Genomic DNA, 12,127 nt, shown 5'->3' with positions numbered 1-12,127 from the left:
TGGTCGGCGAATGTCTCAGGCGCGCACTCGTAGGTAATAGAAGCGGGTCGTCTGCGCCGCGTTCTGGTTGTCGTCGCTGACCAGCAGGACCTTCAGGCGGTCCTTGGTCCGGCCTGTGATCACCATGCCCTCGATGTTGTCCAGGAGGGGGTTCGGCTGGGGCTGCTTCGCCGTGGCGCCGAGGGCCGGGCAGGTGGCGATGTCCGTGAGCAGGGTTTTCCTGATCAGGCGTACGCCGTCCTGGCCGGTGAGGTATTCGATGTCCGCCGTGTTCGTGGCGTGGCGGGGGTCGGCCAGGTAGAGGCGGACCGTGTTGCCGACGCCCGAGGTGAAGCCGCGTTCCAGGACCAGGAGGCGGCCGTCGGGGAGGGCCTGGACCTCGGGGACGCCGAGGAAGGCGGCGTCGGTGCGGTAGGCGTACTGCTGCGCGGGCTTCCAGGTCCTTCCGTGGCGCGTCCAGGTCTGGAAGCGGACGATGCCGGCCGTGTCGCCGGAGAGGGCGTACTCCATGGCGGCGAGCAGGGTGCGGCCGCCGTTCAGGAGGGTCAGGCCCTCGAAGGTCTGGTTGGCGGTGGCGCGGCCCGCCGGGGCGACCTGGAGGGAGGCCGGCACGGGCAGCCGGTCGAGGATCTTCCCGTCGGGGCCGTAGCGGCGGATCGACGGCTCGGTCTCGGAGGTGACCAGCCGGGTGCCGTCCTTGTCGATCACCAGCCCTTCGGAGTCCAGCGCGGCGCCGTTCTCGTCGGCGAGCGGGACGACCTCCTTCGGCGCGAGGGTCCTCGCGTCCAGGTCGAAGAGGGCGGAGCGGTCGGAGAGGGCGGCGAGGGAGCCGTCCCGGTCCAGCGCGAGTGCGGAGAAGTTGCCGACGAAGGTGCCGTCGTACGTCGTCTTGTCGAGCGCGTCGGAGAAACGGTCGAGGGAGACGGACGGGGAGCAGGCGTGGCTCACCGGAGCCGAGGCGACGGCGGGCCCTGCCGCTGTCAGGCAGGTCGCCGCCGCCAGGGCCGCGGTGGTGGTCGCGAGTACGGTTCTCAGCTGCATGGGCGTCACGCTAGGACGGGTTCGTGACGCGTGGGAGGCCGTGTCGTGAAGGGCCCGCTCGTCATGTCCGGATCCGCCGCGGTTCTGGGCCGGTCGCTGTCCGCGAACAGACCGGCGGCACCTCCGAGGCCAGAGGCGCCGCCGCTGCATGGGCGTCACCGTAGGGCGGGTCGGTGACGCCCTGGAGTCCGGCAGGCGTCAGCTTGCCGCAAGGTCCTTGTGGATGACCTTCGCGACGCCCTGGATCGTGGTGATGCCGTAGTTCATGGTGCTGTTGCCGTGCGTGAGCACCGTGATCATGTAGTCGTGGCCGCCGCCGGTGAAGGTGCCGACGCTGTGCACCCGCCAGCCGTGCGTGGAGCGTTGCAGCCAGCCGTTCTTGACGTGCCAGGAGACCCCGGACGGGCGGCCGTACGGCGTCCCCCAGCGCTGCGACGAGATGACCTGCCCCATCAACTTCAGGATGTAGGCGCGGGAGTTGTCGCTCAGGACGGAGTTCTTCGCGGTGACCAGCTTGAGCAGCTTCTGCTCGTCGGTGACGGTGATCTGGGTCAGGCCCCAGTATCCGTTGGCGCCGGGCTTGGTCTGGGTCATGCCGGCCGCGGAGAGGAAGCCCTTGATCTTGGTCAGACCGAGCTGCCGCCAGAGCTTGCTGGTCGCGTCGTTGTCCGACTTGGTGATCATGGCCTTGGCGAGATTGCTCTCGGTGGTGGTCAGATACCTGTTGTGCTTCTTCGCGTCCCACAACAGCGTGGCGAGCACGGTCACCTTGACCACGCTCGCGGAGTCGTAGGCGGTGGAGGAGCGCAGGGTGCAGGTGGTCTTGGTCGTACGGTCGTAGAGGCCGACGGCGATCGTGCCCGAGCGGTTGGAGACGGCGGACGTGATGTCCCGCTTGAGCTTGTCGGCGAGGCCCGCCCTGGCGGACGTGCAGCTGACGCTCGGTGTCGCCGCGGCGGCCGGAGTGGCGGCGGCGACGCAGGCGGCCAGCGCACCGGCCGCGATCCATTTCGTGTGTCTGAATATCCCCCGTGTCATGCCCAGTTGACTCTCGGGCACGGGGAAACGGTTGTACGCATGGGGAATGGTTGTGCGAGTCGTTACCTGACCCGTTGCGAATTCACAGGATGGCGCCAGGTACGTCACAGCTCCCGCCCAAGCCGCCTCCGCACGATGCCGGGGTGACATCTGCCACCGATCCCCACCCCCGCCCCGCGCCCGTGTCCGCCGACTGGGCGCCGCCGGCCCCGCCCGCCCCGGCGCCCCCGGACAGGGCCCCGCGCTGGTCGCTGCCCGCGCTGCTCGCGATCCTGGCCCTGGCCGGCGTCCTGTACGGCTGGAACCTGAGCGGCAGCAGCCTCAACAGCTTCTACAGCGCCGCGGTCTACAGCGGTACGCAGAGCTGGAAGGCCTGGTTCTTCGGGGCGCTGGACGCGGGTAACTTCCTCACCGTCGACAAGCCGCCGTTCGCGCTGATGATCATGGGCCTGTCCTGCCGGGTCCTCGGCTTCGGCACCTGGCAGATGATGGCGCCCGAGATCGCGGCGGCCCTCGGCACGATCTGGATCCTGCACAGCTCCGTGAAGCGGGCCTTCGGACACGTGGCGGCCGCGATCGCCGCGCTCGTTCTCGCGCTCACTCCGATCACCGTCGCGATCAACCGGGACAACAACCCCGACACGATCCTGGTGTTGCTCATGGTCGGCGGTGCGGCCCTCGCCCTGCGCGCGGTCCGCACCGACCGGCTGCTCCCCCTGATCGGCTCCGCCGTCCTGTTCGGCCTCGCCTTCAACACCAAGATGCTCCAGGGCTACATCGCCCTGCCGGCCGTCTTCGCGGTGTACGTGTACGCCTCGAAGCTCGGCTGGAAGAAGAAGGTCATCAACCTGGGCCTCGCCGCGGTGGCGTTGGCGGTCTCCAGCTTCTGGTGGGCGACGGCGGTCTCACTCGTGCCGGCCGACGACCGTCCCTACATAGGCGGTTCGACCGACGGCTCCGCCTGGAACCTGATCATGGGCTACAACGGCCTGGGCCGGGTCCTCGGCGGCGAGGGCAACGGAGGGGGCGGAGGCGGTGGTGGCGGCACCTTCGCCGGCACCGCGGGCATCGGCCGGATGTTCAACGACGTCCTCGGCGGCCAGATCTCCTGGCTGATCCCCTTCGCCTTCCTCGCGCTCGTCGGCGGCCTGGTGCGGTGCGGCCGTGCCCCGCGCACCGACCTGACCCGGGCCGCGCTCGTCCTGTGGGGCGGCTGGCTGGTGCTGCACTACCTGACCTTCGCGATGGCCGAGGGCACCATGCACCCGTACTACACGACCGCGCTCGCCCCCGGCATCGCGGCACTGTGCGGTGGCGGCGGGGTGCTGCTGTGGCGCGCCTTCCGCAGCGGTGACGCCCGCTGGTCCTGGGTCCTGCCGGCCGGTCTCGCGGTCACCGGCGTCTGGGCGATCGTGCTGCTGCGCCGGGCGACCGGCTGGAACACCTGGCTGTGGCCGGTCGTCGGGGTCCTGACGGTCCTGGCGATCGCGGGCCTGTTGGTCTTCCGTACGGCGGCCTCGGGGACGAAGGCCCGGCTGCTGGCCGTGTCCGTCGCCGCGGCGATCGTGGCGGCCCTCGCCGGTCCGACGGCGTACGCGGCCTCACCGGCCTTCTCCGCCACCACGGGCGGTATGGGCGGCACCAACCCGACGGCGGGGCCGTCGACGGGTGGCGGCATGGGTGGTCCCGGCGGCGGTGGCGGCCGGGGCGGCTTCGGCGGCAACGGCGGCGGGCCGGGCGGTACGCAGCAGGGCGGCCGGGCGGGCGGGGAGTTCCCCGACGGCGGTGGCGGCACCGGCCAGATGCAGCCCGGTGGGGGCAGCGGTGAGCTGCCGCAGGGCGGCAACGGCTTCCCCGGCGGCGGCGAACTGCCGGGCGGCCAGAACGGCGGTACGCAGAACGGCGGTACGGCTCCCGGCGGCACCGGCAACGCGACGGGCCGCCCCGGTGGCGGTGGCGGCATGGGCGGCAGTGTCGACAGCGCGCTGGTCTCGTACCTGGAGAAGCACCAGGACGGCGCCAAGTGGCTGCTCGCGGTCTCCAACTCGCAGAGCGCGGGCCAGCTGATCCTGAGCACCCACAAGCCGGTCATCTCCATGTGGGGCTTCACCGGCACCGACCAGGCCATGACCCTGGCCAGGCTCAAGGAGCTGGTGAAGAAGGGCGAGTTGCACTACATCCAGCTGGGCGGCGGTGGCATGGGCGGCAACAGCAGCCTCAGCCAGCAGATCACCAGCTGGGTGCAGAAGAACGGCACGGCGGTGAAGGAGAGCGACTACAGCTCGAGCAGTTCCTCTTCGAGCACCACCTCGACGGTCTACCGCCTGGACCCCTCCGACGTCGGCTGACCACCATGCGGGCGGTGACGATCGACGATGTCCCGCGCCCCTTTCGGAAAGGGGCGCGGGACATCGTCGTACAGCCGACCGGCACCGGTGAAGAACATCAGCCCTCCCTACAACCCTTCGACTCCACCGGAAGTCTCTTGATCGCCGACTGCCCCTGCCAGCCGTCCAGGAGACACCCCCCTTGCGCAGCAACCCCACTTCCCTGTCCGACGCCCTGGCCGCCCTCCTCGTGGCGGGCCTCACCCCGCTCGTCCTGTCCGCCCCGGCGTCCGCGGCCACCGCCAAGTACCACGACGACTTCAACGGCGACGGCTACCGCGACCTGGTGACAGCCGCCCCCTCCGCGACCGTGGGCGGGCAGACGGGTGCCGGGGCCGTGGTCGTCGCCTACGGCTCGAAGTCCGGCATCAGCGCGACCCGCCGCACGGTCGTCACCCAGAACACCAGCGGCATCCCCGGTACCGCGGAGCGTGGCGACCGCTTCGGCGCCGCGCTCGCCACCGGCGACCTGAACAACGACGGATACGCCGACCTCGTGGTCTCGGCGCCCGGCGAGGACCTCGGCTCCGACGCGGACGGCGGTACCGTGATCATTGTCTGGGGCAGCCCCTCGGGCCTGTCCGGCGGCCGTACCGCGGCCGACCCCGCCCCAACGGCCCACGACCGGTTCGGCCAGTCCCTCGCCGTCGGCGACTTCAGCGGCGACGGCAAGCCCGACCTCACCGTGGGCAGTACGGGCGCGGACCTCTGGGTCAGCAAGGGCGGCTTCACCAAGGCGTCCGGCGCCGCGTCGAAGTACAAGGTCACGGCGCCGATCCGGGCGGGGCGCGGCGCCACGTCCCTGGCCTCCGGCGACCTGAACGGGGACGGTACCGACGACCTCGTCGTCAGCGGCGCCTACCTCGACGACCGAACGGCGTACTACGCCACGATGGTGTTCCAGGGCTCTGCCTCGGGCCTCGCCCACCGGACCGTACTGGCGGAGGACAGCGAGACCGCGGCCGTAGGCGACATCAACGGCGACGGCTACGACGACGTGCTCACCGGCGAGTACGAGGGCGCCGGCAACCCCGGTGGCTCCGTCAGCACCCACCTCGGTGGCGTCACGGGCGTCGACCCCGAGCCGGGCCGGACGATCGACCAGGACACATCGGGCGTCCCCGGCGCGGACGAGACGAACGACGGCTTCGGCTGGGCCCTCTCCCTCGGCGACGTGAACGGCGACGGGTACGCCGACGCAGCCGTGTCGGCGCACTACGAGAAGATCGGCTCGGCAGACCTCACCGGCGCCGTCACGCTGCTGCGCGGCTCGTCCTCCGGACTGACCCCCTCCGGCGCCCGGTCCTTCAGCCAGGACACCGACGGCGTACCCGGCGGGAACGAGACGAACGACCACTTCGGTGCGGCGGTGCACCTCGCCGACCTCAACGGCGACGGTCACGCGGACCTGTCCGTGAGCGCCGACGGTGAGAACGGCGGGGACGGCGCCGTGTGGCACCTGCGCGGCGCCGCCACCGGCCTGACCACGACGAGCGCGGTCACCTTCGGCCCGTCGTCCCTGGGCGTATCGACATCCGGCTCCCCGCGACTGGGCGCTGTCCTGCTCCCCTGAGACTTCGCCGGTATTCCCCCGGAGCCCGCGGGCTCCGGGGGCCGTTTCGTGTGTCAACTCGCGTAGACACGGCCCGATTTGCCGTTTCCCGACACTCAATGGACACGCGCCATCCATTTACAGGGCCGCATGCACATGTCACGCTCCCATCTGCCGCCTCCATTCAACCCGCGTAGATGGGACCCCCTTTATGCTGGCGACACGCATCCGCAGCTGGAAGTCGGTGGCGCTCACCACCGCCGCCGTGCTGGTCGGGCTCGCCGCCCCGGTCGTGACCACGACCCCGGCCGCCGCCACGACGACCGCGTACGACTCGACGTACTACAAGAACGCGATCGGCAAGACGGGGACGAGCCTCAAGTCGTCCCTGCACACGATCGTCAGCGCCAACGTCACGAAGATCTCGTACTCCGCGGTCTGGGACGCCCTCAAGGTCACCGACCAGGACCCGAACAACAGCAACAACGTGATCCTGCTGTACAGCGGTGTCTCCCGCGCCAAGTCCCTCAACGGCGGCGACGTCGGCGACTGGAACCGCGAGCACGTGTGGGCCAAGTCCCACGGCGACTTCGGCGAGGTCACCGGCCCCGGCACCGACCTGCACCACCTGCGTCCGGCCGACGTCCAGGTCAACAGCATCCGCGGCAACCTGGACTTCGACAACGGCGGCAGCGCGGTCACCAACGGCGGCGGCTCCACCGTCGACTCGGACTCCTTCGCGCCGCGCGCCGCGGACCGGGGTGACGTGGCCCGCATGATCCTCTACATGGCGGTGCGCTACGACGGCGGCGACGGATTCGCCGACCTGGAGCCCAACGAGAAGGTGGGCAACGGCTCCAACCCCTACATGGGCAAGCTCTCCGTCCTCAAGGCCTGGAACGAGGCGGACCCGCCCAGCGCCTTCGAGGAGAAGCGCAACCAGGTCATCTACGACACCTACCAGCACAACCGCAACCCGTTCATCGACCACCCGGAGTGGGTCGAGGCGATCTGGTAGACACCTCGCCGAATCCCCGCCGAACGCCTGTTCCTAGACGGGCGTTCGGCGCGGCGGACGGCTCAGGTCCGTGTCATCAGACGAGTCCTCTCGACAGCCCGCCCCACCACGGACCGCTCCACATGTCCGCATCGAGCCGCACCCCGGTGACGGCCCGGAGCACATGGGCGGCACGCTGGCCGGAGGCCCACCCCTCCGCGGCGCCGGACAGCGCCGCGGAGAGGTAGGCGCCAGGGCTGCCGTGTACCAGCCCGGTGACGGCGTCGAGGCTCCCGGTCACCCCGTTGTCCTCCGCGAACAGCACGGAGGTCCGGTTGGGGTCCTTCGTGATCGAGCAGGCCCTGCCGGTGCCGGCGGCCGCGAGCTCCGCCATCACCCCGGGATCCCCGCCGCGCCACCCCAGGGCGCTCTCCAGCTCCAGCAGCAGGGTCCGGCCGGGCTCCACGGGCCGGGCCAGCACCAGTACGGCACCCTCCCGCACCGCCGAGGCGTCGGCAAGCCGGCGCGACGCCCGCTCCGTCCCGTCCGGAAGCTCGGTCACGTCCACCGCGCCCACCGCCCGCAGCGCTTCGGGCACCGCCAGACCGGTCGTGGTGACGCACCAGACGGAGCCGAGTGCCAAGGTGGGATCGAAGGGCGGGGTCACCATGGGGCGATCCTCGATGTGTGGCCTACTCGATGTGGACGTAGAAGCGGTCGTTGGCGAGGGTGTCGGGCAGGGTCGGGTCCCAGGCCAGAATCCGGTCGTCGTTGTAGTAGGAGCCCAGCAGACCACCGGCGATGCTGTTGTCGCGCTGCGGTACGGCCTTGACCGAGAAGTCCCAGTCGGGGTTGGCCGCACCTTCCAGTGTCGAGGCGAACGGATACTCGTCGCACTGCTCGTCCGGAGTGTTGGGCCGGGTCGGCAGCCCGGTGTCGGCGTACAGCGCGGCTTCGGGACCCGTCTTGTAGCAGGCGCCGTCCTTGTGGTCGCCGTTCGCCTTGTACTCCCCCGGGTGCAGGGTCTCGGTGATCCGGTGCAGCCCCGGCGCAGCGGCGTTGTCGGGGTCGTACCTGCCCGGAATGACCTTGTCACGGGGCTGAGGCACGCCGGGCGGCACCAGAAGGGGGTAGGTGGAGTTGGGGAAGTACTGGGCTTCGTAGATGTGTTGCGCCACGGACCGGTAGTCGGAGGCCAGCGCGTAGTTCAGCCGGGGTGTCACCTCGTTGAAGACACAGGCCTCCGGATAGACGGTGGTGCCCTGGGAGAAGTACGACCCGGAGTCGCAGCGCATCCACCGCGAGGGGCTCCATCCGCGCTGGACGGTGGCCCCGGCGCCCTCGCCCCAGTACTCCATCCGGAACCGGTTGAGGGTGATCAGATCCCGTCCGACACCCGCCGAATCATGGCCGTAGACATCCCAGTTGTACCAGTCGTCGTTGTTGTCCCAGACGACGAACGGGAGGCTGACGGAGCTCGGTGCCGCGTGGCAGAGCGTGAAGTCGTCCGGGCAGTTGGCCATGAGGTTCAGCCGGACGTCGCGGCCGGTGAACCACTGGTCCCAGCGCAACAGCCAGTTGTAGCGCACCGAGTCCTCGACGACCCGCGAGAACACCCGGATACGGCGGCTGGTGTTGTCGCCCTGCGCGAAGATCTGGTACGTGAACGTGTTGGTACCGCGCCATATCCGGCGCCCGTTGACGACCCAGTAGAAGTCGACCACGCCCTCGCGCTCGTTGCAGTAGGTGAAGCGGTTGTGCACCCGGCCGAAGTCGGAGTCGGCGTCGTCCTTGGAGAGGCACTCCGCCAGGAGCGTGGGATCCGGCTGGTCCCCGATCGGGGCCGGGGCCGCGAGCGTCTCGGCGGTCCGCCCGCCGTCGCTGGTCTGCCCATGCTCGGCGGCGGTCCGCCGGTTCTGCTTCTCGGCCGTGGCGAGGTCAAGCGGCGTCGGCTCCGGCGCGGGCGACAGCAGGACGGGTTTGCCGGCGTCGGCGCTCGTGGTGAGGGAGTGCGTCCTGCGGCTCTCCTCCTGCGCGGCGGCGAGGTCCTTGACCGGGATGAGCACCACGGACCGGTCGACGTCCGCGGCCGGTGCCGCCGCCGTGGCGGTGGGCGCCCGCGAACCGCCGTCCGGCGCTTCCTGCGCGAAGGCGGCGGGTGCGGAGGTGATCACCATGGCGACCACGGCTAACGACGCGGCCCAGGTCGTTCTCAACGTCATGAATCCCCCTTCATCACGTGTGCACAGAGTGCGGAACGCGTCGCATCCTGCCCACGCGTTGGCATGAACACCATGTGTATGAAGGGGATTGGCCGGATCACCCCCGGAGCGCCGGACCTGCCCGGGTGGTCGGACAGCGCTGTTCGAGGGTCCGTGAGACGGCGTCAGATGTGCGGTGGGCGGGCTCGGTGTGTCCGAATCCGGACGGCCCGTCAGTCCAGGTGCGTCGGTGCGAACATCCGCAGCACCGCCGGGAGGACGACCACCGACGGCCCGGGTGAGGCCAACGCCTTCGACAGGTCGTCCGCGAGGGCCGAAGGGGTCGTACGCACCCCCGGGACGCCGAAGGACTCGGCCAGTGCCACGTAGTCGGGGCGGGACAGCTCCGTCGCCGTGGCCTGGCCGAAGGCGTCGGTCATGTACTCGCGCAGGATGCCGTAGCCGCCGTCGTCGACGATCAGCCAGGTGACGTTCAGGTCGTACTGGCGGGCCGTCGCCAGTTCGGCGATGGAGTACAGGGCGCCGCCGTCTCCCGAGACCGCCAGGACCGGGCGGGACGGGTCGGCCACCGCCGCGCCCAGCGCCGCCGGGAAGCCGTAGCCCAGGCCTCCGGCGCCCTGCGCGGAGTGCAGGAGGTTGGGGCCCTTGGCGTCGAACGCCGACCAGGCCCAGTACGCGAGGATCGTCATGTCCCAGAAGGACGGGGACGAGGCGGGCAGGGCCTGGCGGACCGAGGCCAACAGCTCCTGTTCCAGGGTGAGTTCCTGGGCGGCTAGGCGGTCCGCGACGCGCGCCAGCACCTCACGCACCCGCCCCGGAGCCTCCTCGTCCTGCCTCGGCGACACCGTCTCCAGCAGCGCCTGCAACGCGAGGCGCGCGTCCGCGTGGATGCCCAGCGCCGGGTGGTTGGACTCCAGCTTCCCGAGGTCCGCCTCGATCTGGATGACCCGCCCTCGCGGCTTGAACGTGTGGTAGTTGGACGATAGTTCGCCCAGTCCCGAGCCCACCACCAGGAGTACGTCCGCGTCCTCCAGGAAGTCCGTGGTGTGCCGGTCCTCGATCCAGGACTGGAGCGAGAGCGGGTGCCTCCAGGGGAAGGCGCCCTTGCCGCCGGGGGTGGTGACCACAGGCGCCCGCACCACCTCGGCCAGCTGCCGCAGCTTCCCCGAAGCGTCCGACCGTACGACTCCCCCGCCCGCGATGATCGCCGGGCGCTCCGCGCGGGACAGCAAGTCGGCCGCCACCGCCGTGAGTTCGGGGCGCGGGGGCAGCTCCTCCGGGAAGGCGTCGCCGCCCGTCACCACCGGGATCAGGGTGGGCGCCAGCAGCACGTCCTGCGGGATCTCCACCCACACCGGGCCGTGCGGGGCGGTGAGCGCCGACTTCCAGGCCGCCTCGATCGCGGAGGGGATCTGGGACTGGGCGCGGACGGTGTGGACCGACTTGACCACGCCCCGGAACGAGGCCGACTGGTCCGGGAGTTCGTGCAGGTAGCCGTGGCGGCCGCCGCCCAGTCCGGCGGTCGGGATCTGGCTGCTGATCGCCAGGACGGGGGCCGAGGCGGCCGCCGCCTCCTGGAGCGCGGCCAGGGACGTCAGCGCGCCCGGACCCGTCGACAGGAGCAGCGGGGCCGCCTCCCCCGTGATCCGGCCGTACGCGTCCGCCGCGAAGCCCGCGTTGTTCTCCACCCGCAGTCCGATGTAGCGCAGGTCGGAGCGGCGCAGCGCGTCGAACATGCCGAGCGCGTGCTGGCCGGGCAGGCCGAAGACGGTCGTCGCGCCCAGCCCGGCCAGGGTCTCCACGACCAGGTCTCCGCCGTTGCGGCCGGGCGGCGGGTTCAGGGCCGCCGAGATCTGCGCCTCGGTCGGGCGGAGCACCAGGTCGTGGTCGTGAGTCACTGCGCGCGGGCCTCTGCAATCTGGCGGGACATGATCGTGGTCAGTTCGTAGGCGGTGTGGGAGGCGGCCACCGAGGTGATCTCCGCGTGGTCGTACGCGGGGGCCACCTCGACGACGTCCGCCGACACCAGGTTGCACGATGCCAGACCGCGCAGGATCTCCAGCAGCTCGCGGGAGGTCATGCCGCCCGCCTCGGGGGTGCCGGTGCCGGGGGCGTGGGCCGGGTCCAGGCAGTCGATGTCGATGGAGATGTAGAGCGGGCGGTCGCCGATGCGCTGCCGGAGCTGGTCGGCCACCTCGTCGGCGCCCCTGCGGTACACGTCCGCGGACGTGACGATGCCGAAGCCCATCTTCTCGTCGTCGGTGAGGTCCTGCTTGCCGTAGAGCGGACCGCGGATGCCCACGTGGGAGAGGGCGGAGGTGTCCAGGATCCCCTCCTCCACCGCCCGCCGGAACGGCGTCCCGTGGGTGTACTCGGCGCCGAAGTACGTGTCCCAGGTGTCGAGGTGGGCGTCGAAGTGCAGCAGGGCGACCGGGCCGTGCTTCTTGGCGACGGACCTGAGCAGCGGGAGCGCGATGGTGTGGTCGCCGCCGAGGGTCATCAGGCGGGCGCCGGTGCCGAGCAGGTCGTCCGCCGCCGCCTCGACGGTCTCGACGGCCTCGTTGATGTTGAAGGGGTTGACCGCGATGTCCCCGCCGTCCGCCACCTGGGCCAGCGCGAACGGGGACGCGTCCTGCGCCGGGTTGTACGGCCGCAGCAGCCGGGACGCCTCGCGGATCGCGTTGCCGCCGAAGCGGGCGCCCGGCCGGTGGGAGACGCCCGAGTCGAACGGCACCCCGACCACGGCGATGTCGGCCCGGCCGACCTCGTCGAGGCGCGGCAGCCGGGCGAAGGTCGCGGGCCCGGCGTAGCGCGGGATGCGGGAGGAGTCGACGGGGCCGCGGGGGGTCTCGGGGGAGCTCATGGTCGTATGCCTTCCTTGTGTCTCTGC

9 protein-coding genes are annotated in these 12,127 nt (G+C 71.0%); 3 read left to right on the top strand and 6 right to left on the bottom strand.

The annotated features are described in order from the left end of the window. Window positions 1–15: 15 nt before the first annotated feature. A complete protein-coding gene (locus OHN19_RS27600; RefSeq protein ID WP_330266772.1) occupies window positions 16–1,041 on the bottom strand; it encodes an esterase-like activity of phytase family protein in 1,026 nt (341 codons plus the stop codon). 198 nt (window positions 1,042–1,239) lie between these two features. Beyond that, window positions 1,240–2,079 carry a serine hydrolase gene (locus tag OHN19_RS27595; protein WP_330266771.1) on the bottom strand — a complete coding sequence of 280 codons (840 nt, stop codon included), beginning with the start codon at window positions 2,077–2,079 and terminating at the stop codon, window positions 1,240–1,242. Between the two features lie 143 nt (window positions 2,080–2,222). Between OHN19_RS27595 and OHN19_RS27590 the strand changes: the two genes are divergently transcribed. The 3 genes from OHN19_RS27590 (at window position 2,223) to OHN19_RS27580 (ending at window position 7,036) form a co-directional block, all read left to right on the top strand. Next, a complete protein-coding gene (locus OHN19_RS27590) occupies window positions 2,223–4,427 on the top strand; it encodes a glycosyltransferase family 39 protein (RefSeq protein WP_330266770.1) in 2,205 nt (734 codons plus the stop codon). A gap of 181 nt (window positions 4,428–4,608) precedes the next feature. Next, window positions 4,609–6,039: an FG-GAP-like repeat-containing protein gene (locus OHN19_RS27585; RefSeq protein WP_330266769.1), complete on the top strand. Its 1,431-nt coding sequence runs from the start codon at window positions 4,609–4,611 to the stop codon at window positions 6,037–6,039. 190 nt (window positions 6,040–6,229) lie between these two features. Further along, window positions 6,230–7,036, top strand: coding sequence for an endonuclease I family protein (locus OHN19_RS27580; protein ID WP_330266768.1), 807 nt, complete (start codon window positions 6,230–6,232; stop codon window positions 7,034–7,036). Between the two features lie 76 nt (window positions 7,037–7,112). On the opposite strand, the gene OHN19_RS27575 is transcribed toward OHN19_RS27580, so the two are convergent. The 4 genes from OHN19_RS27575 to speB form a co-directional block, all read right to left on the bottom strand. Continuing rightward, complete coding sequence (locus OHN19_RS27575) at window positions 7,113–7,685, bottom strand: hypothetical protein (RefSeq protein ID WP_330266767.1); 573 nt, start codon at window positions 7,683–7,685, stop codon at window positions 7,113–7,115. Window positions 7,686–7,707: 22 nt separating this feature from the next. After that, window positions 7,708–9,237, bottom strand: a complete 1,530-nt coding sequence (locus OHN19_RS27570) for a NucA/NucB deoxyribonuclease domain-containing protein (RefSeq protein ID WP_330266766.1) — start codon at window positions 9,235–9,237, stop codon at window positions 7,708–7,710. A 212-nt stretch (window positions 9,238–9,449) separates the two neighbouring features. After that, window positions 9,450–11,135 (bottom strand): thiamine pyrophosphate-binding protein, encoded by a 1,686-nt coding sequence (locus tag OHN19_RS27565; protein WP_330266765.1) that lies wholly within the window; start codon window positions 11,133–11,135, stop codon window positions 9,450–9,452. After that, entirely contained in the window at window positions 11,132–12,100 is a 969-nt protein-coding gene (speB, locus tag OHN19_RS27560; protein WP_330266764.1) for an agmatinase, read from the bottom strand. The genes OHN19_RS27565 and speB overlap by 4 nt, the downstream gene beginning before the upstream one ends. Window positions 12,101–12,127 lie beyond the last annotated feature (27 nt).

The organism is Streptomyces griseorubiginosus, assembly GCF_036345115.1.
Taxonomy (GTDB): domain Bacteria; phylum Actinomycetota; class Actinomycetes; order Streptomycetales; family Streptomycetaceae; genus Streptomyces; species Streptomyces griseorubiginosus_C.
Note: the sequence above shows the minus strand (reverse complement) of the source record. Positions and strands in the feature narration are given on the sequence as shown.

Coding starts and splice junctions, on each gene's coding strand:
- speB (WP_330266764.1), bottom strand. CDS start 12,100: ATGAGCTCCCCCGAGACCCCCCGCGGCCCCGTCGACTCCTCCCGCATC.
- OHN19_RS27570 (WP_330266766.1), bottom strand. CDS start 9,237: ATGACGTTGAGAACGACCTGGGCCGCGTCGTTAGCCGTGGTCGCCATG.
- OHN19_RS27600 (WP_330266772.1), bottom strand. CDS start 1,041: ATGCAGCTGAGAACCGTACTCGCGACCACCACCGCGGCCCTGGCGGCG.
- OHN19_RS27575 (WP_330266767.1), bottom strand. CDS start 7,685: ATGGTGACCCCGCCCTTCGATCCCACCTTGGCACTCGGCTCCGTCTGG.
- OHN19_RS27595 (WP_330266771.1), bottom strand. CDS start 2,079: ATGACACGGGGGATATTCAGACACACGAAATGGATCGCGGCCGGTGCG.
- OHN19_RS27580 (WP_330266768.1), top strand. CDS start 6,230: ATGCTGGCGACACGCATCCGCAGCTGGAAGTCGGTGGCGCTCACCACC.